Below are 25,141 nucleotides of genomic sequence, written 5' to 3' on the forward strand. Positions count from 1 at the left end.
CGATGAGTTGGGTGGATCGTTTCAGGCTTCGCGCAGGCCGAGGGCGCGTCGCGCCTCGGCGGCCGAGGCGATGTCTGCGCCAAGCGAGCGCACGATATTGGCCGCTTTGGTGACCAGCGCTGCGTTGTTCGGCGCAAGCACGCCTTTGTCGAGATAGATATTGTCTTCAAGTCCAACCCGGACATGACCGCCGGCCAGCCATGCTTGAGCCACGACGGGAAACTCCGTGCGGCCGATGCCGAAGGCCGACCAGTGCGCGCCAGCAGGCAGCATATTGCGCGCGTAGAAGATGGTTTCCGGCGTGGGCGCGAAGCCGTACTTGACGCCGAGGACGAAGGTCCAAAGACCGGGGCCGTCCAGCACGCCTTCGCGCATGAAGTCGAGTGCCATGTTGAGGTCTCCGGAATCGAAGATCTCAAGCTCGGGCATGACGCCGGCAGCACGAATCGCAGCGGCCATCTTGCGAACGTTGGCCGGCGTATTCATCACCACGTCGGCACCCGAGTTCATGGTGTTCAGGTCGAGGGAACACACGTCCGGACGTAGTGCCGTGATGTGTTCGACGCGCTTCAGCGGATGCAGCAAGGTCGTTCCCGCTGCCGCTACACGGGGATCATCCTCGCTCGGCACGAAGCGGCCGCCCGGGCCTGTCGTCAGGTTAATGATGAGCGTGCGGTTGCGCTGGCGGATGCGGTCGATGACGTCAGCGTAGTAGTCAAGCGACATCGAGGGGCAACCGGTCTCGGGGTCGCGTACGTGGATATGCGCGGCAGCAGCACCGGCTTCGGCCGCTTCCAGTGCCGCGTCGGCGATTTGCTCCGGGGTAACAGGCAGCCCGGGATGCTGCTCGGGGGTGACGATATTGCCGGTGACGGCGCAGGTAATGATGGTCTTGCGTGCGTGCATGGTCGGTCAGGGGAAGTATTACGATTCAGCCGAGCTGACGGCCGCCATCGACAACGATGGTGGTACCTGTGGCGAAACACAGTGAAGTTGCGCAGGCAACAATGGCGTCGGCCACGTCCTGTACCTGCCCAATACGCTTCAGTGGCGTGGAGTTCGCGGCGCGCTCATTGAAGTCGCTGCTGCGCCCGGGGACGAAGGCGGTATCCACGACGCCCGGGGAGACGTTGAGGACACGGATCTGGGGCGCCAGCGCCCGCCCGAGCGAGACCGCCATGACATCCAGCCCGGCCTTGGCCGCGCAGTACGCCACGTTGCTGCCCTGGCCAGTGCGGCCGGCAATGGAGCCGACGTTCACCACGAGCCCGTCGCCGTGTGCGCGCAGATATGGCGCGAAGGCGCGGATGGCGGCAAACTGGCCGCGCCAGTTGACGGCGAACAAGTCGTCAATCAACTCGTCGCTTAGCGCGTCGAGGTCCGCGTGCGGGATGGAACGCGTAAAGCCGGCCGCGTTCACAAGGATGTCCACGCGACCGTAGTGGTGTTGGACGTCATCAGCAAGCGCGCGCAGCGACGCACTGTCGCCGATCTCGGCAACCGCCGCGAGATGATTGCCGGCCGGCAGTGCCGCGGCCGAATGCGATGCAGTGTCGGCATTGCGGCCAGTCAGCACCACGCTCGCACCATTGATGGCAAGTGCATTGCCGGCGGCAAGGCCAATCCCGCCTGTGCCGCCAAGGATGACGGCAACCCTGCCAGATAAGGAGTTCATTGTCATATACGGTGGATGTAAGGTTAGCTTCTCAATCTCGTGCAATCGTTTGCAGCAATCGATTGCATTATGGACGGTGCGGTGAGACAGTCAAGAGATTTTTGACTTCAGGGCACTTCCAGATTGATTGGCTTCGGCGAAATGCAGGAGCGACGCCCAGCGAGCGAGCGCGTTTCCCGGCGCGGGGAGCGATACGCGCTTATTTCAGTTGGACTTTGGGGGGGCGTTGAATCGGGCTAGCGGCAGCGTTTTGCCGCGATTCGCCCGACCAGTTGGATTCCGGGATGGCGCCTGGTCAGCCTTGCTGGGGAAGGGGCAATCGCAGGTCAGCGCTTGCGAGGAGATGCGGTCGAGCCTCTGACGATGAGTTTCGGGGGCAGCACCACGTTACGTACCGGTTGGTCCCGAACGTCAATGGCCTGCTGAAGAAGATCAGCCACCTGGCGCCCCATTTCCTGATGGCTGATACGAATGGTCGTTAGAGGGGGCGACCATGTCGACCAGCGGCATATCGTTGTGCCCAACCACCGACAAGTCACGCGGACATTGCAACCCGCGTTCGCGCAATGCGTCGTATACGCCGAGCGCAATCAAGTCGTTGGCAGCGACGATCGCCGACACTTCCGTGTTCTGACTCAACAACCGGCTCGCTGCTTCCCTTCCATGTTCCCGTGTATAGGCCGCGGCCACCTCGCAAGGAGCTCCCTTGCTATCCAGACCATGTGATGCGAGTGCCTGCAAGAAGCCTTTGCGTCTGAGGAAACCGGTTGAATGATCGGGGGGCCGCCTATATGGCCGATCTTCACATGCCCCAGCTCAATGAGATGGTCAACGGCCAACTGGGCGCCGAGCATCTCGTCCGAAACGACAGCCGACAATCTTGCATCGTCTTCCGTTCGGTTTACCAGCACCGTGGGCACGCCTTTTTCGATACAAAACGATACCAGCGGATCGTGACGCGTCACTGTGGCGAGTATGAGCCCGTCAACGCGCCGCGCGATGAGGCCATGTACAAATTCAAGTTGGGCTTCGCACTCCGTCCCTATGTAAGCGACGATCGCGGAGTAGCCATGCGCGGCAAGACGTTCGGTTGCGCCGGCAAGGATTGGAGTGAACACGCTCGTCGCGATCTGGGGAATCAGAATGCCGATCAGTTTCGAACGTCCGGTTCGCAAACTTGCTGCTACGGGATCCAGTCGGTATCCGAGCTTGCTGGCGGCTTTCATGACTCTTGTTACGGCTTCGGGCAAGACGACCGAACGTGTTGCAGGATTCAGAGCGCGCGAAACCGTTGACACATGGACGCCGGCAAGTTCGGCGACTTGTTTCATGGTAACTGGCCGCTGACTGCCAGATTGAGGTGTTTTTCCCTTCATGACAGGTCTGCCCCGGTTCAGTATGGATGGTGGAGGGACTATCCGTTGCGCGGACAAACGACCGAAACGGACTTGGATTGTGGCAACGGTCGTCGTACACGGGCCCGGGAAGTCCCACGACGTCTGACAACCGATTGTATCAAGCCCATCCAAAAACGCAATCAGGCGAGGTTACAGAGCTGGCAACCCTCATCGCAGCTAGCAACCAACGCCAGTTGCGAAATACAATCGATTGCAGTACATTGCGAAACATTGCTGGTAGCAACGGGTGTGCAGCCGGATTGTGGTCTCCCTGCAAATAAGACGATCAGAAGAGAAGATGAACATGAATCACCTGAAGGTATCGACCCGATTGACGATGCTGGTTGGTGTGCTTTCAGGGTTCCTTGTTGTCATCGGCTTCCTTGGTCTGCGTTTCGTCACACTGCTGCAGGTGTTCATCGCCTGCATCAGTCCAGGCGTGGGCGTTGCCATGCTGTTCGGCCACCGGCCGGTGCGTTCCATCAGTTGGGAACTTGGCGCACAGGGTAATCAAGATCGGAGCCAGCGCACCGAAGAGCACGCCAGTGCGCTCGAACAGACCTCGGCTTCAATGGAGCAACTTGGCACGACCGTCAAACAGAATGCGGACAAGGCCGGGCTGGCCAATCAACTTGCGCTTGGCGCCTCGACGGTTGCCCTGGAAGGGGGCGGGTGGTGGGGCAGGTCGTGGAAACGATGACGGGCATCAACGACAGTTCCAACGAGATTGCCGACATCATCGGCGTCATCGACAGCATCGCGCTCCAGACCAATGCAAATCGCAAAGCCGAATGCGTTAGGAAAATCGCTATCTACGCATTTTCAACGACCACATTGATGGCAATTGCCGGTGGCAGTGCAATCGCCGTGGAATGGAGCGATACGTCCTGTGAGGGTTGGCACGAGAACGGAAGCCGCAGCGGGCAGTAGACACTCGAGCCGCCCAATGTGGAAGATCATCCTGCCGGGCCTTGTTTTGGCGCTATTCCAAGCCGCTATCATTTAACATAACGATAATTATGCGTTTTTTAGGGTGTAAAGGCCAAATCAGAATGTCCGCTTCCAGCCACATCAGAATGTCCTCTAGATAGACCTATACTGGTAGCGCCGGGGTTGGACGGGAGCGCGCCATGAAGGATCGAGGGTTGATCACCATGAGTCTGCGCGAAGTTGACCGCTTCAAGGTCATTCAGGCAACGGCCGAGGGCCTCCTGGCGCAATGGCGCGCCGCAGAGCGCCTGGATTTGACGGCGCGGCAAGTCCGGCGGCTGGTCCAGCGCTGGCGAGCCGATGGCCCTATGGGCTTGCTGTCGCGCCAGCGTGGGCAGCCAGGCCATCGCCAACTGCCACGGATGCTCGAAGCGCAGGCACGCGCGCTAATCCAGCAGCATTACGCCGATTACGGCCCCACGCTCGCCTGCGAGAAGCTGCGCGAGCGCCATGGCATCGCGCTGGCCAAGGAGACGGTGCGCCGGATCATGATTGACGCCGGCTTCTGGGTCCCCAGGAAGCTGCGCCCGCCCAAGATGCACCAGCCGCGCAAGCGCCGCGCCTGCCTGGGTGAACTGGTGCAGATCGATGGTAGCGAGCACGCGTGGTTCGAGGAGCGGGCGCCCATGTGCACGCTGCTGGTCTATGTCGACGATGCCACCAGCCGCCTGATGCAGTTGCTGTTCGTGCCGACCGAATCGACTTTCGCCTATTTTGCCGCGACGCGGGCCTATATTGAGCGCCATGGCAAGCCGGTGGCGTTCTACAGCGACAAGGCCAGTATCTTTCGGGTCAATGCCAAAGGTGTCACGACTGGGCGGGACTATACGCAGTTCGGGCGCGTGCTGTACGAGCTGAACATCGAGAGCCTGTGCGCCAACAGCAGTCAGGCCAAGGGCCGTGTGGAGCGAATGAATGGCACGCTGCAGGACCGGCTGGTCAAGGAGCTGCGCCAGCGCGGCATCTCGACGCTGGCCGAGGCCAATGCCTTTGCCCCGGTCTTCCTGGCGGACTTCAATGTGCGGTTCGCCAAGATGCCAAGAAGCGACTTCAACGCGCACCGTCCCGTGCGGCCCGACGAGGACCTCGAGCGCATCTATACCTGGCGTGAATGGCGCAAAGTCTCCAACCGACTGACGCTGCAATACGACCGCAAGCTGTACCTCATCACGGACCAACCCGAGCAGCGCTCCTTGATTCATCGCTACATCGAAGTGGCCGAGTATCCGGACGGCCGCATCGAGTTGTGGGCCGACGGGACTTCCCTGCCCTACGTCCTCTATGACCGGCTGTCCGAGATCAATCAGGGTGCGGTGGTGGAAAACAAGCGGCTGGGACATGTGCTGGAGATCGCCCAGCGCGTGCAGGCCCAGCGCGACAATCGTCGCATCCTAGCGACACCATCGCGCACGCTGACCGGTCTAAAACCGCGGCAACGGCCCGAACAGGCGACCCCGGGCACGAAACCACAACGGCAGCTGAATGCGGAAGACTTGCGTCGCGCCATCGATGAACTGGCGCAACCGCCCCACCCTGTAGATACCTTACCGCCTCAGGCCAGCTCGACTGCCTTACGGAAACAGCCAAGAAAAAGACGCAAAAGAACCAAAACCATCCTGCATTAAACCGGACATTCTGATCTAGCCACTGGGCGGACATTTGAATTTAGCCTGGACAAAACACTTGTAGCGGCTAAGCGGTAATGTCTGCTTTTGGCTAAGCTCAAATGTCCGAGTTTGGCCAGCGTAAGCTTGACGGCTTCCAGCGCCACGGAGCCCGTCATGCCAGCAGGAGCCATTACCATGACGATGCGGCAGATTGACCGGCTCAAGGTCATCCAGGCGCTGGCCGACGCCTATCTCAAGACCGGGATTGCGGCATCCAGACTCGGACTGACCCCTCGCCAGACCTTGCGCCTGCTGCGGCGGTACCAACAGGACGGCGCCGCCGGCTTGCTCAATCGCCACCAGGGTCAACTGGCGAACAACCGGACACCGCCGGGCCTTGCGGCGCGCGCGCTCGGCCTGATCCGCGACAACTATGCCGACTTCGGTCCAACCCTGGCCTGCGAGAAGCTGCGTGAACGCCATGGCATCGCGCTGGCCAAGGAGACCGTGCGGCGCCTCATGATTGACGCGGGTTTTTGGGTGCCGCGCCGGCTGCGCCCGCCCAAGGTCCACCAGTCAAGGAATCGGCGCGCCTGTTTGGGCGAACTGATCCAGATCGATGGCAGCGACCACGCCTGGTTCGAGGATCGCTCGTCGCCTCGCACGTTGCTGGTCTACGTCGACGACGCCACCAGCCAACTGATGGCGTTGCGCTTCGTGCCAACCGAATCGGCCTTTGCATATTTCGAGGCGACACGGGCTTACCTTGAGTGCCACGGCAAGCCGGTCGCGTTCTACAGCGACAAGGCCGGCATCTTCCGGGTCAATCAGCCGAATGCCACCGGGGGTGACGGCTACACGCAGTTTGGGCGCGCGCTGATCGAGCTGAACATCGACATCCTTTGCGCCAACAGCAGTCAGGCCAAGGGCCGCGTGGAACGGATGAATAGCACCCTGCAGGACCGGCTGGTCAAGGAACTGCGGCTGCGTGGTATCTCGTCTCAGGCGGACGCCAACGCCTTCGTACCAGCCTTCGTGGTCGACTTCAATGGGCGCTTTGCCAAGCCGCCCAGAAGCGACTTTGATGCGCATCGCGCAGTGCGAGCCGATGAGGACCTGGAGCGAATCTTTACCTGGCGCAAGTGGCGCAAGGTGTCACAGAGCCTGACGCTGCAGTACGATAAGACGCTATATTTGCTGGCAGACCAGCCCGACCATCGCCGCCTGATTCATCGCTATATCGAAGTGGCAGAGTACCCGGATGGGCGCATCGAGATCTGGGCCGATGGCGCTACCCGGCCCTACACCACCTATGACCGTCTGTCAGAGATTGTCCAAGGCGCGATCGTCGAGAACAAGCGTCTCGGTCACGAACTGCGCGTGGCGCAGGAGATGCAGGCCAAGCGGGATAGCCGGCGCAGCGCCGGCGCCCCCCCAGAACCAATGCAGGCACACCACCGCGGCCTCACAAGGCAGGCCCGGGCAAGAAGCCTCAGCGACAGCTCAGCGCCACCGACTTGCATGCTGTGCTCGGAACAGCCTTCAAAGCCGGATGGACGCGGGTGCAAAATCGGTTTATCGCTCGATCCCCCCGTGATCACCTTGGAGGGCTGCGTTGATCCCTGCTTTTGGCCACTCCCGCCGGCCCGGGACGCCGACGACGATTTGTGCTGCGCTGCGCTCTGTAGTCTTTGCCCTTCAACACGATCACGACGAGGTGTGGCGTCGGGCCGATCACTTGGCTTCTGCCGGACACACGTATAACGTCTGGAAGGACAACCGTTCGCTTCCATGCCGCGCCAAACTAGGTCTACCGCGCAGCGGCAAGCCCTATAATGAAAACCCTGCCACTCCGCGGCCGGCTCCATAACGCCGATGCGGCGCTATACCAACTAGCTCAAGCGCACGGGGCTGCCACCGCGCGCGTGGCTCGTTTTAGACACACGTTCACACAGGAGTGTCATCATGCTTCAATCCAGCGAAATCCAGAAGCGTTTCACTCATCTAGAGCAAACCATCGACAGCGCTTCGAAGGCCTGTCACGCCGACGCCACCCTCCCCACGGACCTCATAGAGTGTGTTGATCGACTTGATAAACAGTCGGCGTCGGCAAAAACAGTGATGGCGTCGAACGATCAGGATCGCATGCGCCAATTTGTAGACGATCTGGAGCAACTCGGCGATCGTGCAGAAAAAGCATGTGAACGCGCCGGGAATGTCGATGCCAAGGTCAAGAGCGCAGTAAGTTCGGTTCACACTGAACTGAGCGATCTAAAGAAACAGATGCATTAATTTTTTCGCTTGATGTTATTGGTCGCCGTTCGCGTGAGCGACCTCCGGCGGGGACGTCACTGGTGACCTGCCCCGCCGTGCTTGATGATCGATAATCTATGCAGTTTGCCATCGCCAGAAACACGGGCTGCCGATGGCGTTTGGGTTGCGCGAGCATGAGCGCTTCCATCAAGCCAGGTTCTCCCGCGGCTCTATCTGCCTTCCGCCGGACTGGCTTTGCGGGCGTAAAAGGCCGATACCTCTTCCATTTCCTGCGTGGTCATCCCACGCACCATGTTGCGCATCTGCGCTTCTGGATCGTTGTGGCGATTGCCTTGCGCGAAGGCCTTGAGTTGTCCTACCAGGTACTCCTTTGGCATGCCTTCCAGCCAGGGGGCGCCCAGTTTCTGGTCAACGCCGCCGTGGCAGGAAATGCACGGGGCGATATTGCGCATCGGGTCGCCCACGCGCACCAACGGCGGGAGCGACTCGTCGTAGGTGGTCGGGGCGGTTCTTGCCTTGGGCAGGGACGCAAAGTAAGCCGCGAGGTCTTCGATATCCTTGTCGGGCAGACGCGTTGCCAGAGCCTCCATGATCGAACTTGCGCGCTTGCCGCTCTTGTAGTCATGCAATTGCTTGATGACCACCTCGGGATATTGCCCGGCAAGATTGGGCGCGTTCGAGATACTTATGCCTTGCGCGCCATGGCACATGGTGCAGTTAAGCGCGAGCGTTGCGCCCCGGCCAATCGAGTCGCTGGCGCCAGCCCGCGCCATGTCTCGCTCGAGTACGACATTGGATGAGCCGGGCCCGGCCTTCACGGCTGCCCCGCTGCTCCAGGAGGCGGGTACGCCCGCCGCGCGGCAAATGCTGGCCCAGATTCCCTGGGCGGTGAAATCGCCATGGACGGACGGCAGCCATACGAACCCTACGAGTATCGACAGTACGGTAAAGATTGAAAGGGACAACAGGCTCCAACGGAACCACGGGTTGCGCCATGCATACATGCCGCCTTCGTGCATCATCGGCTCCCGATTGGTACGACCGGCACGGATGCTTCCTTCAAGGACGCCAACTGCACGATGGGGTATCCATAGTTGACGACGGTTAGACCAATCATCATTGCGACCCAAAGGCCAAGTCCATTCAAAGCCACCGGTGCCGGAGCACCTGCATGGACAGGCTCGCTGAAGGTATATGGCGCGGGAACTGCCGCGCCCTTGCGCGCTCGCGCCAGAACGAAGACAAAGAGAAATGCGGAAATGACAAGCAGCAGGCCGCCCGCTGCCGATGCTGTCACTGTCCACGCCTGCGGGTGGATAGCCGGATGCGTGTAGTCGTAGTAAGCCATGCGCCGCGGCATGCCAAGCAGCCCCACCAGGTGCCACGGCAGCGATAAAACCAGCATGCCAACGAACCATAGCCACAGTTGCAGCTTCATAATTCCTTTTGACAGCGGCTTGCATTGCATCAGTTGTGGCCATAGGTCGTACGCGACCACCATGTACATGATGACGATGGCCCCGGCAAAGATGAGGTGAAAGTGGCCGGTGACCCACTGCGTGTTGTGGATGGTCTCGTTGAGCTGGTAGCTCATGTTGATGAGTCCCCCTGCACCGCCGAAGCCCAGCATAATGAAGGAAAAGGTCACCGCCAGCATCACGGGGTTGTCCCAAGGCAGCGCCTTGACCCAACCGAACAACCCTTTGCCACCACGCAGCCGACCGGCAATCTCGACCGACGCGACGATGGTGAACACAGTCAGCAGCGTCGGCACGGACACCATGGCGGTCATCGCCGCGTGCACAAACTTGAACCCGGCACCCACCTGCGGGTCGGCGAACAGATGGTGGATGCCGATGGGCATCGAGAACACCAGGAAGAGGACGAATGCGACGCGCCCCATCGTATCGCTATACAGGCGTCCTCCAATCGCGCGCGGCACGATCGTATAGAACGCGATATACGCCGGCATCAGCCAGAAGTAGACGATGGCATGCAGCGTCCACGAAAAGAAGACTCGTGCCAGGCCCGCATTGATGGTGTCGGTCAGGCCCAGCGATGCGGGAAGGATAAGCACAAGCACTTCAATGGCGGCGCCCAGCGAAGTCCAGGCCCAAAGGTAGGCACCCGCAACGTTACCAAACATCGCCAGCGGAACGGTTGCGCCGGGATTGTCGTCTTTCCAAGACCTCAGGTTGATGGCCATCAGCGCCACCCAGATCCAGGAGCCCACGACCACCAGCACGACGCCAAGGTAGTAGAACGGGCTTCCGATCATGGGCGGGTAGAACGTGTACAGGATCGACGCCTTGCCAATTGCCATGGTGACGGCTGCCATGGCGGTGCCGCCCACCACCAGCCAAAAGCCGCCCCAGGCCCATCGCACGCCGATCAACGGCCTTTTCAGCGCAAGTTCCGTGATGGCGTAGCCGAAGCCCATGGCTACCAGCGTGGGCAGCACGTAAGCCATCACGGTGCCGTGTGCCGTCACCGATCGATAGTAGTGCTCCGGGTTGTTGACCCACGCATGCAGCGGACTGCGAATGTACATCTGCCATTCGCCAAGCAGGATCGCGCCGAGGAAGGCGACGAAGGCGACCCAGAAATGGGCCAGCACGAGTCTTCTAGCGAGGAACACAGGTCAGCCTTTCTTCTGTACGCGTCTTGGCGAGAAACTCGTCGCGCGGTAGCACTTGCACGCGACCCCACATGGCTTCATGTCCGGTGCCGCAGTATTCATGGCACGGCATCAATTGCTCGCCCGTAGTGCGAAACCTGGTGGTGAACGTCGACACGAAACCCGGGATCAGCATTGTGTTGGCATTGGTTGTTCCGACGATAAAACCGTGTACGACGTCGGTGCTGGTGGCGCGGAAGGTAATGGGCAGGTCCGCGGGTACGACGATGCATTGCGGCACGAAGGAGTACTGCTGGGCTACGACGCGGACAATCACCTTGCCGTCATTGTCCATCGCGGTGCCTAAGTTGCTTTCAACGAATTCGCCACGGATGTGCAAGGTTTTCACGTCGATGGTCTCTACCCTGGACGGCGGCATGGCCGCCCAGTGAAGGCTGGTGATGATCATCATCGCCACCAGGGAAGCGATGATGATCCCAACGATGATGGCCCAGCGGCGTTCTGCCGCGACGGCGACAAATTCCGCGTGGTGGCTGCCATCGGGCGCCGGGGAGTTGGTATCGGCTCTCACTGAACCGCGCCTCGTGGCAGATAGACAAACAGATAGAAGCCGAAATAGATGGCAATCACGATGGCGGTCGCGACGCCGGCTATCGCAAACGTTCCCGATGGGCCGCGGCTGACGATCCGGGCGACCTCCTCGTCCAGTCGTCTTGCTTCCTCACTCTCAATGGGATCGGCCATCTCTTTCCTCACTCAGGAAGCAGCGTACGAAGATCGTTGGCTTGGGCCGGTGTCACGGGCGTACCGCTATTGCCCCATGCAACACGGATATACGTGACTACGGCAGACACCTCTTGATCGTTCAGGATATGCGAGAAGGGGGCATGCCATGAGGCCGCGGGTTCTTCGCGGTACCGGGCGCATAGCCGCCGTTGAGCACCATGCGAATGGAATTGACGGGCGACAACATGGTGAGGGACTGATTGGCCGCCAGTGGAGGAAATGCCGGCGGCTGCCCTTTGCCTTCCGCGCCGTGGCAGACAGCGCATTGCAGTGCGTACACCTTGCGGCCCAGTTCCATCACAGCCGGATCGACCAGGCGCGCCTGGCTGGTGGGAGGCGTTTCGGCATCCCTTTGCGGCAGTGCCTTGAGATAGACTGCCGTCGCCTCGACGTCGGCATCGCTAAGATACTGAAGGCTGTTGTAGACCACCTCGGCCATCGGGCCGTACACCGTCGCCCGGTGCGAAACGCCTATTTGCAGGAGATCCGAGATGTCCTTGATGGCCCAGTTTCCTAGCCCGGCCTCCTGGTTGGAGGTGAGTGAAGGCGCATACCAGTTCTGGTTGGGGATCATGCCGCCTTCGAACGCCTTCGACTCGCTCGAACCGCCCAACATATTGATGGCCGTATGGCACATCGCGCAATGCCCCAGGCCCTGTACTAGGTACGCGCCGCGGTTCCATTGCGTGGATTGCTTGGGATCGGCGACGTACTCGCCCTCCTTGAAGTACAGCGTTCTCCAGCCGATCAACAGTTCGCGCTTGTTGAAGGGGAAACGCAGCTCGTGCGCGCGATTGGCCTGCTTTACCGGCGCAACGGACATGAGATAGGCAAAGATCGCATCCGAGTCGGCCCGCGTCACTTTGGTATAGGAAGCGAACGGCATGGCGGGATACAACAGCGCCCCGTCACGCGAGACGCCGGTGTGCATCATTCGGTAGAAGTCGTCGGCGGTCCATTGGCCAATGCCGGTTTCGTCGTCTGGCGTGATGTTAGGGACGAAGAGGCTGCCAAACGGCGTGGCCATCGCCCGGCCTCCCGCGAAGGGCTTGCCGTTCGGCGCCGTATGGCAGGCCACGCAGTCGCCGGCGCGGGCGAGATACTCTCCGCTGTCGATGATCCGTGTGGTCGCATTGACTGGCCGGACGTCCATTTTTTCAGGAAGCTTGCCGGGACGGAACCAGTACACGGCGACCACCGCGACCACGGCTGCGGCCAGCAGGACGGCGATTCCGATCCCAATACGCGCGCTCGTTCGCATACGGCTTATCGCTGGCTGCCGCATGCCAGAGGCATGCGCACAAGGTTGGACGACTCGGGCGACAGGTCCTTCGGCGCGGGCTGCAGCGACAACCAAGCCGCTACCGCCGTGACGTCGCTATCGGAAAGCCGCGTAGCGATGCGCTTCATGCAATCGGGCTCGGCGGCATGGCGGTCGCCGACCCGCCAGCGCGTCAGCTGGGCCACGATATAGGTCGGACGCAGCCCGATCAAACCTGGAATGCCCGGCTCCATGCCGGTCAGCCCGGCCCCATGGCATGTCGCGCACGCGGGGACATTCTTGCTGGCATCGCCGGCGCGTACCAGGGCCTGGCCTCGTGCCACCGTGGCGGGATCCGTGGTTCCGGCCTCCTGGGCCGCGAACGGCGGCCTTTGTTTGGCGAAGTGGTCGGCGATTTCCCGCAGGTAGGCGTCGGGCAAGTAGGCGACCAGGTAGTTCATGGGCGGGTACTTGCGCGTGCCGTCCCGGAAGGCCACCAGTTGATTGTAGAGATAGCCCGCGGGCTTTCCGGCGATGCGTGGGTAGTAGCCGTTGCTCGTGCCTTGTCCGCTCTGGCCGTGACAGGTCACGCATCCCTGCACCCTGGCCTCCAGCGAGTCGACCTGCTTGAACGCGGGGACAGCCTCGGCCGTAGCCTGTGCCAGCGCCCATCCGGGAGCGCCAAGCAGGCATGCGAGGAAAGCCGCCATTCTTGGTCTTCGCATTGGATTGTGACGTCGTCACCCTTTGGCGAAACCTCTGCCGCTGGCAGAGGCGGACGCCGGACGCCGGACGCCGCCAATATGCCGCCTGAGAGTTGCGCTGCGTTGTGTTTGCTGCGCTATCAGCGTAGGCGGTCACGACGGTTAAAGTCAATGTACGCTTGGCGGCCCATCGCGTGGAGCGCAGGATCGCTGGCGTACGTCGTCCTGGAACCGGGAGGCCTTATGGACCTCCTTTGCCCCGGGAGATCCACTCGTCACTCATTCAGCCCGCACCTTGACGTAGCGGCCGGGCGCCGCCTCGATCACGGCGTACTTCTTGCTTCCGAGCTGACTGCGCGCGTCGACGGGCTTGCCTGCCTTGGGCGCGAGCCACTTGATCCAGTGGGGCCACCAGCTACCCGGCGTCGCTTCGGCACTGGCAAGCCATTGATCGGCATCGTCGCCCAGCGTACCGCCGGTCCAGTAGCGGCGCTTGTTCTTGGACGCCGGATTGATAACGCCCGCGATGTGGCCGCTCGCGCCAAGCACAAACTGCGTCTTGCCCCCGACCAGTTGCGTCGTTCGGTAGGCGGACTTCCAGGGCACGATGTGGTCGTCCTGCGTCGCCAGCACATAGCTGGGCAGATCGATACGGCCCAGGTCCACGGGCGTGCCGCACATTGTCAGCCGGTCCGCCACGCACAGGTTGTTCTCGAGGTACATATTCCGCAGGTACCAGGCGTACATCGGCCCCGGCAGGTTGGTGCTGTCGGCGTTCCAGTAAAGCAGGTCGAATGCCTCGGGCGACTTGCCCTTCAGGTAGTGGTTGATGACGTTCGGCCAGATCAGGTCATTGGCGCGCAGCGTCTGGAACACGAAGCCGAGTTCGGCGCCGGGGTAGATGCCACCCTGCCCGATCGCCTGCTCGCGCGATGCCACGCCTTGCTCGTCGATGAATACGCCGAGGTCGCCGGGGTCCTGGAAGTCGAGCATGGTGGTCAGCAGGGTCAGGCTGGCCACGGAGGTGTCTGCGCGCGCACGCAGCACCGCGAGCGCGCAGGAGAGGATCGTGCCACCCACGCACCAGCCGAGCGCGTTGAGTTTGTCGGCGCCGCTGATGGCCAGCGCCACCTCGATCGCTTTCATGACGCCCTGGCTCAGGTAATCATCCCAGGTAATGTGGCCACAAGTGGCGTCGGGGTTGCGCCACGAGACCAGAAAGAGAGTGTGGCCTTGTTCGACGGCGAACCGCACAAACGAGTTCTCTGGCTGCAAGTCCAGGATGTAGAACTTGTTGATGGACGGCGGCACGATCAGCAGCGGGCGCGTTGCCACCCGTTCGGTCAGCGGCGCGTACTGGATCAGTTGAAAAAGCGCGTTCTCGAACACGACCGAGCCTTCGGACACTGCCACGTTCTTGCCGATCTCGAACGCAGTCTCGTCGGTGATCGACAGCCCGCCTTTGCGCATGTCCGCCAGCAGGTTCTTGAGGCCGGCCTGCAGGCTCTCGCCACGCGTCTCGAACGCGAGTTGCATCACCTCCGGATTGGTCGCGGCGAAGTTGGCCGGGCTCATCGAGTCGATGAACTGGCGCGTGTAGAAGCGCAGCCGTTGCTTGGTGGGCTCGTCAAGCGCCGCGGCCTCGACCATGTCGCCGGCTAGTCTGGCGTTGAGCAGGTAACTTTGCTTGAGCAGGCTGTAGGCGGGATTGTCGCGCCATTCGACGGCGCTGAAGCGGCGGTCGCCCCGCTCGGGCGCGACCACCGCGTCGGGCAGTTGACCGGCCAGGTTGGCTATCATCCGCGTCCATAGCGCGAACTGCTGCTGGAAATAGTTCAATTGCAGATCCGCGAACGGTCCGGCGCCGGACTGCGCAGATGGAGCGCCGGAGCCGGGGACCTGTGCGGCTGGGTTAAGCATCATGGCCTGCCACAGGCTCTGTCCCGACTTGATGAAACCCTGAATATATTCGTCAGGAACCTTGTGGGGCGATGCCATTGTTTTCTCCATGGTGTCGGGTGCCGTGGCGGCCCTCGGCCGGCGCGTCCATGCCTGGCCTACTTGGGCTGCATCAACTTCTTCATCTCCTCCATATGCTGCGTGGCCCGCTGCGTGATGGTAGCCAGCGCATCGACCTGCGACCTGCGTGCCATCTCCGCGAGATCCTTCATATCGGTCAGCGCCGTCTGGTAAGCCACGCCAATCATCTCCGCCTGCTTGGCAGGGTCGATCGAGCCAGCGCCGCCGGCCTGGGCCTTGGCAAAGTCCTGAATTCCCTGCATGGTCCGGGTCAGGATCTCGGTTTGCTTCTGTGCCATTGCCTGCATCGCCTCATAGGCGACCTTGTTGCTCTCGGCTAGCGCTTCCATGTCCTTGCGCCGCGACTCGATGATCGGCGACATGTCAAGCCCGGGGATCTTGAATTGCTGAATCATCTTGGTCACGTCGGCGAAGGGGTTGGTTTCGGTAGTCATGTTTGTCTCCCGTTGAATGGGATCGTTGCGGGTTCGCAGGCTGGCAGCGGCGATGATCGCCGCCGAGATCACGCTGGCGGTCAGCATGCCATGGGCAATCCGCCCCTTGAACTGGGTGGTCCGGGCGAATTCCTCGTTGATGTGCACCGCGTTGTTGTCGCCCGAGACGGCGGCGAACAGGACGATGTCCGCCTCCGTGATCGTCCTGGGGAAGGTGGCGGTCATGCCCGGTTCCAAAATCCTCATAGTCGTAGCCGTCGAGTACGTTCATGACTCCTGCGTTACGCGGCCTTGGGCAGGACGGGGATATCCGCCGCTTGCAACGCGCCCTTGCGTTGTCCCCCCGCGCCCTTCTCGATAAAGCCGAAAGGCTTCCCTAGCGGCAGGAGCACCCGGCCAAAGTAGGTGTTTAGGAACACGGCGCCGGCGCAGTACAAGCCCAGGAACGAAATGAGCAGTTCGGAATAGGCGGCAAGCTGGGAGAACAAGCCTCGGTGGATGTCCAGTATCGACAGCCCCAGCGAGGGCAGCAGAATATTGATCAGCACCAGGATGGCCGCGAACACCTTGTTCGCCTCGAACGCGGCGACCATGATAAACAGCGAGAAGATCGTATAGCCGAAGCAGGCGAAGGCAAGCTGCCTGGGATCCGCCTTGTCGCCGACAGCGCCGAACCAACCTAGGCTGATCGCCCAGTGCATTGCGACTGCAATCCAGAACAAACCGTACGCGCCCAGCACAATCGCGCCGAAATAGTTGTTCTTCTTGAAATCAACGAACGATGCCCAGATCTGCGCGACGGATCCCAGGAACAATGCCCAAGGGATGAGATAGGTGACGCCGGTAGTCCATCCCATCTTCTGGGACGCCGCCACGAAGGTCACCATGGCCAATCCGAAGACACCCAGCGCGGTGGGGTCGGACATCAGAATTTTCGTCTCTGTGACGTTTGGCGAGGCATGCATTTCAGATACTCCCCAGACACTTCTGCGGTCAGCGCGACCGGCCATCGATTGAGAGGTCTTCGGTGTCATAGCCGTTGACCTCGTTCCTTCCTTCTGCCTCCCGTGAACAGGTCGAGGTCAGAACAGCGTTTCGTCCAGCGCGAGTACCGAACTGGCACCGTTGACAATCGCCTCGCGGTAAGCCTGTGCCAGCGGCAATACGTGCTCCGCATAGAAATGTGCCGTGACCATCTTGGCCCGGTAGGATCCTGCGTCGGGCTCCGCCAGCTTCGCCTTGGCGATCAATGCGGCGCGGGCCATCAGCCAGCCTCCCACGACCGTGCCGAATAGCATCAGGTAAGGCACCGCGCCGGCTGCCGCACGGGCGGGCTCGCGATCGTAGGTCGCGAGCAGCCAGTCGGTTGCCTTCTCCAGCGCTACCGTGCCGCGCTGCAAGGATGCCGCGATGCCATGGAGTTCCTTGCCGCCCGCAGCTTCGAGCGCAGCCAAGGTCTCGTTCATCTCGCCGAGCAGGACGTTCAGCGTGGCACCCCGCTCGCGCGCCACCTTGCGCCCGATCAGGTCGTTGGCCTGGATGCCAGTCGTACCCTCGTAGATGGTAGTGATGCGCGCATCGCGCATATGCTGGCAGGCGCCGGTCTCTTCGATGAATCCGACCCCGCCGTGCACTTGAATGCCGAGCGACGTGATGTCGAGCGCGTTTTCCGTGCACCAGCCTTTGACCACGGGTGTCAGGAGATCCGTCAGCGCCTGGCACTTCTGGCGTTCGGTCGCATCCGGATGGGAATGCGCCTTATCCATCTGGGCGGCGGTGAAATAGGCCAGTGCCCGCATCGCCTCGATGCGGGCTTTCATGCTCATCAGCATGCGGCGCACATCGGGATGCCGGATGATGGGTACGGGCGGGCCGGATGTCGCCCCGATGGGGCGGCTTTGCACGCGTTCCCGTGCGTAGCCCAACGCCTGCTGGTAGGCACGCTCAGAAATGGCCACGCCTTCCAGGCCGACGTTGAGGCGGGCGTGGTTCATCATCGTGAACATGTATCCAATGCCGCGGTTCGCCTCTCCCACAAGGTAACCGATGGCGCCCTCGTTCTCCCCAAAAACCATGACCGCGGTGGGACTGGCGTGGATGCCCATCTTGTGCTCGATGGACGCGCACGTCAGGTCGTTGCGCTGGCCCAGGCTGCCATCCGGTTTCACCAGGAACTTGGGGACGACAAACAGCGAAATCCCCTTCGTGCCCTCGGGCGCGTCGGGCAGGCGTGCAAGCACCATGTGGATGATGTTCTCCGCCATGTCATGCTCGCCCCAGGTGATGAAGATCTTCGTGCCGGTGATGCGGTAGTGGTCACCCTCGGGTTCGGCCTTGGTGCGGATCGCGGAGAGGTCCGAGCCAGCCTGCGGCTCGGTGAGATTCATGGTGCCGGTCCATTCGCCCGAGACCATCTTCGGCAGGTAGCGTTGCTGGTCCCGCGCAGAGCCATGATGCGCGATCGCCGCCACGGCGCCCAGCGTCAGCATCTGGCACAAAGAGAAGGCCATGTTGGAAGCCTTCCACATCTCAAGCACCGGGGTGGACACCAGCGAAGGAAGGCCCATGCCACCGAAGTCGGGACTCGCGGGCATGGCGTTCCAGCCGTTCTCGATGAACTGGCCGTAGGCCGCCTTGAATCCGTCCGCTGTCGTTACCACTCCATCCGTGCACGCACTGCCCTGGCGACCGCCCTGGGCGTTTATGGGCGCGAGCACCTCCGTCGCAAATTTCGCCGCCTCGAGGAGGATCGATTCCACAACCTCGGGTGTGGCTTCCTCGTTGCCCGGCAGCGCGGTGATCTCGGCCAGACCCGCCAATTCGTTCATCGCGAAAAGCATGTCGCGTATGGGTGCCACGTACGTGGTCATCTTGGTGTCCTTCATATGCCAGGTTCAACGCTCGAGTGCCTTTACCTGTTCGCGCAAAATGAACTTCTGAATCTTGCCGGTCGCGCTCTTTGCCAATGGGCCGAAGATAACCGTCTTCGGTACTTTGAAACGCGCCATCCGTTCGCGGCAGAAGTCGATGATCTCGCGCTCCGTGGCCTGTCCGCCCTCCTTGAGTTCGATAAAGGCGCATGCAACCTCTCCCCATTTCTCGTCGGGGCGCGCCACCACCGCAGCGCCTATCACGGCGGCATGGCGGTAGAGGACATCCTCCACTTCGAGCGAGGAAATGTTTTCACCGCCCGAAATGATCACATCCTTCGAGCGGTCCTTGATCTTGACGTAGCCATCGGCGTGGACCACCGCCAGATCGCCGCTATGGAACCAGCCGCCGGCAAACTCCTTCTCCGTCGCATGGGGGTTCTTGAGATAGCCCTTCATGGTCAAGTTGCCGCGGAACATGATCTCGCCCATGGTCTCGCCATCCCATGGTACGGGCTTCATGCTTGTCGGATCCATGACCGTCATGCCTTCCTGCATCGGCGCCCGCACGCCCTGGCGGCCATTGAGCTCGGCACGCTGCTCCAGAGGCAGTGCGCTCCAGCTTTCTTGCTTGGCACATACCGAGGCGGGGCCGTAGGTCTCGGTCAACCCGTAGACGTGCGTAATGTCGAAGCCGATCCGCTCCATGCCCTCGATGACCGAGGCCGGTGGCGCGGCGCCGGCGATAAAGGCGTAAACCTTTTGCTCGATGCCGCTGCGCATCTCTTCCGGCGCATTGATCAGCATGCTGTGCACGATGGGCGCGGCACAGAAGTGCGTGACCTTGTGACGCTTGATCGCATCGAATATCGCCTTTGTATCCACCCGCCGCAGGCACACATTGACGCCGGCGTTGGCCGCCATGGTCCAGGGAAAGCACCAGCCATTGCAGTGAAACATGGGAAGCGTTCACAGATACACCGCATGGTGCGGCATGCCCCAGGACAGGATGTTCGATATCGCGTTGAGATAGGCGCCGCGATGGTGGTAGACCACACCTTTCGGGTTGCCGGTGGTGCCGGATGTGTAGTTCAGCGCTATGGCATCCCATTCATCCGCGGGGAGCGACCACGCGAAGTCCGCGTCCCCTTCGAGGAGGAACGCTTCATAATCCATTTCGCCGAGTAGCTTCCCACCTTGATATTCAGGGTCATCGATGTCGATGACCAGCGGCCGCTCCTCGAGCATTGGAAGCACGTGCTCGATGGTTGCCGAGTACTCGCGGTCGGTGATCAGGACCTTCGCCTCGCCATGCTGCAGCATAAACCCAATGGCTTCCGCGTCGAGGCGAAGATTCAGGGTATTCAATACAGCACCGATCATCGGTACCGCGAAGTGCGCTTCGTACATGGCCGGCACGTTGGGTGCCATCAGCGCCACCGTATCGCCAACTCCGACACCGCGCTTGTTGAGCGCGGAGGCCAGGCGCCGGCAGCGGCGGTAGCATTCTTTCCACGTGATGCGCCATTCCCCGTGAATCATGGCGATGCGGTCCGGGTAAACGAAGGCAGCCCGTTCCAGGAAGCTAAGGGGGGACAGCGGAACATAGTTCGCGCTGTCCTTCTCGAGTCCGAAGTTGAAAGGGTCGATGTGCGTCACAACGGTCTCCATTCGATTTCCGGCTGAGTCACCGTCCTGTACTTCTGCAAGTACATCCGAAATGATCAACCCTCGCTTCTGCAATTGGTCTGATTGATCCATCTCTATTTCCGGCTTGACGACTCTCTTGAATCACCTTAATCCATTTTCATCAAGGCGATTTCGCACGCCAGGACACAGAAACATCTTGCGTGAAACAGCCATGGAAATCGGTACGGTCGCGTACCCCGACCTAGAAGATCGCTGTGCCTGCCGTACCGGTTCTCATGAAAACCGGTACGGCAGCGTACCGACTTCCATCTCCGTTGCAGGCAAGTTGCAGGCACCGTGTCGGCTGTGCCCGAACCGTCGGTTCGCTGGTGCTCGCAAAGGTCGCGCGCGGAACCATCCCCGTCGGCCGTCCGCGCCAGGACCAACATGATCAGGATCGAAGAATGAAAGCACTTGTCTATCTCGGCCCGGCGAAGAAAGCGCTGGAGGATCGGCCGAAGCCCACCATCATGGCGCCCACCGACGCGGTGGTCCGGATCAGCAAGACGACAATCTGCGGCACGGACTTGCACATTCTCAAGGGCGACGTTCCAAGCTGTCTGCCGGGCCGCGTCCTGGGTCATGAGGGCGTGGGCGTGGTCGAGGAGGCCGGCCCGGCCGTCGAAGCATTCAAGGTCGGAGACCGGGTCTTGATCTCCTGCATCAGCGCCTGCGGCAAGTGCACCTATTGCCGCAAGCTCATGTACTCGCATTGCACCAGCGGCGGCTGGATCCTCGGAAATACCATCGACGGCACGCAGGCTGAATTCGTCCGCATCCCCTATGCGGATACGAGCCTATATCGCATCCCGGACAACGCGGACGAAGAGGCCCTCGTAATGCTGAGCGACATCCTGCCCACTGGCTTCGAGTGCGGCGTTCTCAATGGGAAGGTCCAGCCCGGAAGTACCGTGGCCATCATTGGTGCCGGGCCAATCGGGTTGGCCGCCCTGCTCACCGCCCAGTTCTACTCGCCGGCCGAGATCATCATGATCGATCTCGACGAACACCGCCTGGAGGTGGCGAAGCGCTTCGGCGCGTCAGCCGTGGTCAACGGCACCGGCGGCAAGGCCAGGGAAATGGTGAGGAAGCTAACGGGCGAGCGTGGCGTGGACACCGCTATCGAGGCTGTCGGCATTCCAGCGACCTTCGAACTGTGCGAAGACATAATCGCGCCGGGTGGCACCATCGCCAATATCGGCGTGCACGGGAAGAAGGTGGATCTCCATCTGGAACACTTGTGGGATCGCAACATCACCATCACTACGCGGCTTGTCGACACCATCAGCACGCCAATGCTGCTAAGCACCGTGCGGTCCCACAAGATTGACCCGAAGCTCCTGATCACGCATCGCTTCAAGCTCGATCAAATCTTGGATGCCTACGAGACTTTCGGAAACGCCGCGGACACACGAGCGCTCAAGGTAATCATCGAGGCCTGGCGGCCGTGAACGGGCTCTCCATTCGACAATGCTTCGTACCCGGCCGTCACATCGAACAGTTCCTCGTCGATCGAACCTTGACGCTGGCGTTGAAACCTGCCGCGAAGGCTGGCGAGCAGCTCGTCGATGTTCTTGTCGGCACGTTCCATCGCCGCCAGGCGGCTGGCGTTCTCGCTCGCCAGCGATTCGGCGCAAGCACGGAACAGGGAGATGAAGAGGTGCTCGCGGATCAGTGCGCGCAGCGCCGTGGTGCCGCGGCCCATCACTTCGGGCGGGTTCGGCGTTGGCCAGCGCGGCGCCACCAGGTCCGCTTCCCATTGCGCGTCAAGCGGCAGCAGGCGCTGGTCCCCCGGCTGGTAGAGGCCTCCTGGCTTCGGCCGGTTATAGAAGACGTGGATACGTGGTTGCGACCCCTGGCTTCGGTGCGTTTCCGTATCGACCTGGAGCCGGTCGACGAGCGGGGCGATGGCCTCGATCGAATTCGGTACCGCATAGGTGCCCGTCACGGCGACGCCCGCCTCCACCAGACGTGCACGAACCCGCTCGCCGACAGCCCAGACCGCTCGCTTGCCAGGCAGTGGCAGCAGCGTCTTGAGCACGTGATCGACGATCACCTCGTTGAACTGACCCACCAGACCCTGGTCGGAGCCGAACACGATGGCACCGACGGCTCCCGTGGCTGCGGGCCGGCCGTCCAGCCGTGTCGATGTGGTGGATTCAACCAGCCGAAGGCATGCACCCAGGCCCAGGTTCACCGCAAGGCGGTAATCGGCCAGCGCCAGCACGGACCGCTCGTACTGGCTGATGCTGGAAGCCGCCAGCGCGCGCATGGTCCGCACGACGGATTGCAGGTCCGAGGCGCTGCCGATCTGATGCTGCAGCATGGCCGTCGATTCACTCATGTCTGAGCCCCCGATGCGGCGGGATTCGCAGCGTTCACCGCTGCGATGCGTTGAGCTGGTGGCTCGATTGCAATGTCAGCCTGCGCGCCGGCCTGTAACTGCGCGAGGGCGGCGCGCGCAAGCGCGATGACCGCCTGCCCGTCCTCCTCGCTCGGCTTGCCCGCGTCCTCGAAGCGGGCAGCTACCGCGAGTAGGATGCTGCCCGCCGCTGCTCGAACGGCACGCTCGGCCTCCGGCATCCGCTCCAGCGGCACGGTATCGAAGAGGCCCGCCGTCAATGCCCGCAGGATGGCAATTTGCGCGGGCACCGGGACCGGATCCGATTGCGGCTGCTGAAGGCAGGCACGGATGCGCTGTCCGTGCGCAATGGATTGGCGGCTGTCGTCATCGAGCCGGGCACCGAACCTGGAGAACGTCTCGAGTTCCTCGAATTGCGCGTAGGCAAGCTTGAGGTCTGCCGCCACGGCACGAAAGCTGCCGCGCTGCGCCTTGCCGCCGACGCGTGACACGGACTTGCCGACGTCCACGGCGGGCAGCACACCCAGTTCGAACAGCGTGGGCGACAGATAGACCTGCCCGTCGGTGATGGAAATCAGGTTGGTCGGGATATAGGCCGACATATCCTGCGCCTCGGTCTCGATGATCGGCAGCGCGGTCAGCGATCCGCCTCCACGCTCGGCGCTCAGATGCGTGGCCCGCTCCAGCAGGCGCGAATGGATGTAGAAGATGTCGCCCGGAAAGGCTTCGCGGCCCGGCGGCCGACGCAGCAGCAGCGAAAGCTCCCGGTAAGCGCGGGCGTGCTGGGTGAGATCGTCGTAGACGATCAGCACGTCCCGTCCGCCTTCCATGAAGTACTCCGCGATGCTGGTGGCCGCATACGGCGCGATGTAGGCCAGCCCGGGCGGTTGATTGCCTTCGGTAACGACCACGATAGTGTACGCCATCGCGCCCTGGGCGCGCAGGGTCGCCACGGCCTTCGCGACAGCGGAGGCACGTTGGCCGATTGCGCAATACACGCATACGACGCCCTGGCCACGCTGGTTCAGGATGGTGTCGATGGCGATGGCGGTCTTGCCGGTCTGGCGATCGCCGAGGATCAGTTCACGCTGGCCGCGCCCGATCGGGAGCAGCGCGTCGATGACCTTCACGCCGGTTTGCAGCGGCACCCTGACGGCAGCGCGCTCCATGATGGCCGCGGCCGGCCGCTCGATCGGCAGCCGCGCGCTGGACGCCGGTGGCCCCAGGCCATCGAGCGGGCGGCCAAGCGGGTCGACCACGCGCCCCAGGAGACCCTCTCCAACGGCCACATCCATGACACGGCCAGTGCGCCGAACCTGATCGCCCGCGCTCAGCCGCCAATAGTCATCAAGCAGCACGACACCGACCTGGTCCTGGTCGACGTTGAACGCGATGCCGAACACGTCTCCCGGGAAGCGCACCAGTTCGTCAAAGCCGACACCTGGAATGCCCGAGACCTGGGCGACACCGGTCGCCACGCTGATGATCGTGCCCACTTCCTCCGGTAGCAGTGCCGGCGCGAACTTGCACCGCGCCTCGCGCATCGCGGCAAACGCGCGCTCGATAGCGGCTTGAGAGGGCGTGGGAGCAGCGCTCATGGTTCGGTCGCCGTGCGCTTCGGCCCGGCCTCGGCGTGCTCTGCTTGCAAAACCGCGTCCTCCGGGTTCAGCAACTCGCTCACGGCGTGCTCCAGCGAGCTGAGATAGTGATCGATGCTCCAGGCGACCTTCTGGCCGCCCGCGACGAGTTCGATTCCGCCCACGAGTTCGGAGGCGGTGTCGAACCGCACCGGGAGGCTGGCCCCCAGGATTTCGTCTAGCGCCGACTGGATGGCCGCGCGCTGTGCGTCCGGTAACGCGAACGCGCTGCGCACCACGGCGTGCGCAGCCGGCATCCTGATTACGGCGGCTAGGCTGGCTTTCACCGGCGCATCGAGCGCGTGCAAGCGCCGTACGAAGACGTCTGCCATGCGCTCCTCAAGGCTCCCTGAGGCGAGATCCGCGAGCGCCCGGCGCGCGATGGCAAACACCTCGCGCCGGGCCTGGTCGCCGAGAGCCCGGTCCAGTCGCACAGCCTCGCTGCGCAGCGCATCCCGCCGCTTCGCGCTGAGGTCGTCCGCCGCCTTGCGCGCGGCATCGAGCAGGCGCTGCCGTTCGGCCTCGGCATCGCTGGTGGCTTGCTCCATCAGTGCGGCGCGCTCGCGGTCGAACGCTTCGCTGCGCTGCTGGAACGCATCGCGCTGCGCTTGCGCGCCGGCCTCTTTCGCATTGGCGTCGGCGATCTGCCTGGCGATCCGGCCCTCCCGTGCGTCGATGGCATCGAGCACCGGCTGGTAGAGAAACCGCTTCAGCAGCCAGACCAGGATGACGAAGTTAAGCGCCTGCGCGCCAACGGTGAACCAGTCGATCAGCATG

Annotated in this window: 18 protein-coding genes and 6 pseudogenes; 5 read left to right on the plus strand and 19 right to left on the minus strand. The window is 62.2% G+C overall.

Going from position 1 to position 25,141, the window contains the following annotated elements; all coding sequences use genetic code 11:
- Positions 1–21 precede the first annotated feature (21 nt).
- From OMK73_RS13975 to OMK73_RS13995, 4 genes and pseudogenes are all read right to left on the minus strand, one after another.
- The gene (locus tag OMK73_RS13975; RefSeq protein WP_267602583.1) at positions 22–906 is read right to left on the minus strand and encodes a 3-keto-5-aminohexanoate cleavage protein; all 885 of its coding nucleotides are present in this window, start codon (positions 904–906) and stop codon (positions 22–24) included.
- Positions 907–931: 25 nt separating this feature from the next.
- The gene (locus OMK73_RS13980; RefSeq protein WP_267602584.1) at positions 932–1,681 is read right to left on the minus strand and encodes an SDR family NAD(P)-dependent oxidoreductase; all 750 of its coding nucleotides are present in this window, start codon (positions 1,679–1,681) and stop codon (positions 932–934) included.
- A 320-nt stretch (positions 1,682–2,001) separates the two neighbouring features.
- Positions 2,002–2,416: pseudogene (locus OMK73_RS13990) on the minus strand (LacI family DNA-binding transcriptional regulator).
- The gene (locus OMK73_RS13995; RefSeq protein WP_267602587.1) at positions 2,311–3,006 is read right to left on the minus strand and encodes a LacI family DNA-binding transcriptional regulator; all 696 of its coding nucleotides are present in this window, start codon (positions 3,004–3,006) and stop codon (positions 2,311–2,313) included. Before OMK73_RS13995 ends, OMK73_RS13990 begins: the two are co-directional and overlap by 106 nt.
- A 565-nt stretch (positions 3,007–3,571) precedes the next feature.
- Here OMK73_RS13995 and OMK73_RS14000 point away from each other — a divergent pair.
- The 4 genes and pseudogenes from OMK73_RS14000 to OMK73_RS14015 form a co-directional block, all read left to right on the plus strand.
- Positions 3,572–3,846, plus strand: a pseudogene (locus tag OMK73_RS14000) (methyl-accepting chemotaxis protein); the annotation flags it as partial.
- A 356-nt stretch (positions 3,847–4,202) separates the two neighbouring features.
- Entirely contained in the window at positions 4,203–5,687 is a 1,485-nt protein-coding gene (locus OMK73_RS14005; RefSeq protein WP_267602588.1) for an ISNCY family transposase, read from the plus strand.
- A gap of 156 nt (positions 5,688–5,843) precedes the next feature.
- A pseudogene (locus tag OMK73_RS14010) lies at positions 5,844–7,288 on the plus strand (ISNCY family transposase).
- A 346-nt stretch (positions 7,289–7,634) separates the two neighbouring features.
- Positions 7,635–7,961, plus strand: coding sequence for a hypothetical protein (locus OMK73_RS14015; protein WP_267602589.1), 327 nt, complete (start codon positions 7,635–7,637; stop codon positions 7,959–7,961).
- A 191-nt stretch (positions 7,962–8,152) separates the two neighbouring features.
- Here the strand turns inward: OMK73_RS14015 and OMK73_RS14020 are convergent, their stop codons facing one another.
- The 12 genes and pseudogenes from OMK73_RS14020 to OMK73_RS14075 all read right to left on the minus strand — a co-directional run bounded on the left by OMK73_RS14020 (position 8,153) and on the right by OMK73_RS14075 (position 20,347).
- Positions 8,153–8,965, minus strand: a complete 813-nt coding sequence (locus tag OMK73_RS14020; RefSeq protein ID WP_324291729.1) for a c-type cytochrome — start codon at positions 8,963–8,965, stop codon at positions 8,153–8,155.
- Positions 8,962–10,581, minus strand: coding sequence for a cbb3-type cytochrome c oxidase subunit I (locus tag OMK73_RS14025; RefSeq protein WP_267602590.1), 1,620 nt, complete (start codon positions 10,579–10,581; stop codon positions 8,962–8,964). The genes OMK73_RS14020 and OMK73_RS14025 overlap by 4 nt, the downstream gene beginning before the upstream one ends.
- Positions 10,568–11,152, minus strand: coding sequence for a cytochrome C oxidase subunit II (locus OMK73_RS14030; protein WP_267602591.1), 585 nt, complete (start codon positions 11,150–11,152; stop codon positions 10,568–10,570). Before OMK73_RS14030 ends, OMK73_RS14025 begins: the two co-directional genes overlap by 14 nt.
- Positions 11,149–11,325: a hypothetical protein gene (locus tag OMK73_RS14035; RefSeq protein ID WP_267602592.1), complete on the minus strand. Its 177-nt coding sequence runs from the start codon at positions 11,323–11,325 to the stop codon at positions 11,149–11,151. The genes OMK73_RS14030 and OMK73_RS14035 overlap by 4 nt, the downstream gene beginning before the upstream one ends.
- 8 nt (positions 11,326–11,333) lie before the next feature.
- A pseudogene (locus OMK73_RS14040) lies at positions 11,334–12,628 on the minus strand (c-type cytochrome).
- A gap of 5 nt (positions 12,629–12,633) precedes the next feature.
- Positions 12,634–13,338, minus strand: a complete 705-nt coding sequence (locus OMK73_RS14045; protein ID WP_267602593.1) for a c-type cytochrome — start codon at positions 13,336–13,338, stop codon at positions 12,634–12,636.
- A gap of 273 nt (positions 13,339–13,611) precedes the next feature.
- Positions 13,612–15,330: a PHA/PHB synthase family protein gene (locus tag OMK73_RS14050; RefSeq protein WP_267602594.1), complete on the minus strand. Its 1,719-nt coding sequence runs from the start codon at positions 15,328–15,330 to the stop codon at positions 13,612–13,614.
- Positions 15,331–15,389: 59 nt separating this feature from the next.
- On the minus strand, positions 15,390–15,806 hold the full coding sequence (locus tag OMK73_RS14055; RefSeq protein WP_267606371.1) for a phasin family protein: 417 nt from the start codon (positions 15,804–15,806) through the stop codon (positions 15,390–15,392).
- Positions 15,807–15,860: 54 nt separating this feature from the next.
- Positions 15,861–16,077: pseudogene (locus tag OMK73_RS14060) on the minus strand (MaoC/PaaZ C-terminal domain-containing protein); the annotation flags it as partial.
- 10 nt (positions 16,078–16,087) lie between these two features.
- Positions 16,088–16,840, minus strand: a complete 753-nt coding sequence (locus OMK73_RS14065) for an acetate uptake transporter (protein WP_267602595.1) — start codon at positions 16,838–16,840, stop codon at positions 16,088–16,090.
- A gap of 48 nt (positions 16,841–16,888) precedes the next feature.
- Positions 16,889–18,676 (minus strand): acyl-CoA dehydrogenase, encoded by a 1,788-nt coding sequence (locus OMK73_RS14070; RefSeq protein ID WP_267602596.1) that lies wholly within the window; start codon positions 18,674–18,676, stop codon positions 16,889–16,891.
- A 24-nt stretch (positions 18,677–18,700) separates the two neighbouring features.
- Positions 18,701–20,347: pseudogene (locus OMK73_RS14075) on the minus strand (acyl-CoA synthetase).
- Between the two features lie 422 nt (positions 20,348–20,769).
- On the opposite strand from OMK73_RS14075, the gene OMK73_RS14080 reads away from it, so the two are divergent.
- A complete protein-coding gene (locus tag OMK73_RS14080) occupies positions 20,770–21,816 on the plus strand; it encodes a zinc-dependent alcohol dehydrogenase family protein (protein WP_267602597.1) in 1,047 nt (348 codons plus the stop codon).
- On the opposite strand, the gene OMK73_RS14085 is transcribed toward OMK73_RS14080, so the two are convergent.
- Genes OMK73_RS14085 through OMK73_RS14095 form a run of 3 tightly spaced genes read right to left on the minus strand, consistent with a single transcriptional unit; the run spans position 21,747 to position 25,140 of the window.
- Entirely contained in the window at positions 21,747–22,709 is a 963-nt protein-coding gene (locus tag OMK73_RS14085) for a F0F1 ATP synthase subunit gamma (protein ID WP_267602598.1), read from the minus strand. The two genes, OMK73_RS14080 and OMK73_RS14085, sit on opposite strands and share 70 nt — an antisense overlap.
- Positions 22,706–24,325 (minus strand): alternate F1F0 ATPase, F1 subunit alpha, encoded by a 1,620-nt coding sequence (locus tag OMK73_RS14090; RefSeq protein ID WP_267602599.1) that lies wholly within the window; start codon positions 24,323–24,325, stop codon positions 22,706–22,708. The genes OMK73_RS14085 and OMK73_RS14090 overlap by 4 nt, the downstream gene beginning before the upstream one ends.
- Entirely contained in the window at positions 24,322–25,140 is an 819-nt protein-coding gene (locus OMK73_RS14095) for a F0F1 ATP synthase subunit delta (protein WP_267602600.1), read from the minus strand. The genes OMK73_RS14090 and OMK73_RS14095 overlap by 4 nt, the downstream gene beginning before the upstream one ends.
- Between the last annotated feature and the right edge of the window lies 1 nt (position 25,141).

This window comes from Cupriavidus sp. D39 (assembly GCF_026627925.1).
Classification (GTDB): Bacteria; Pseudomonadota; Gammaproteobacteria; order Burkholderiales; family Burkholderiaceae; genus Cupriavidus; species Cupriavidus ulmosensis.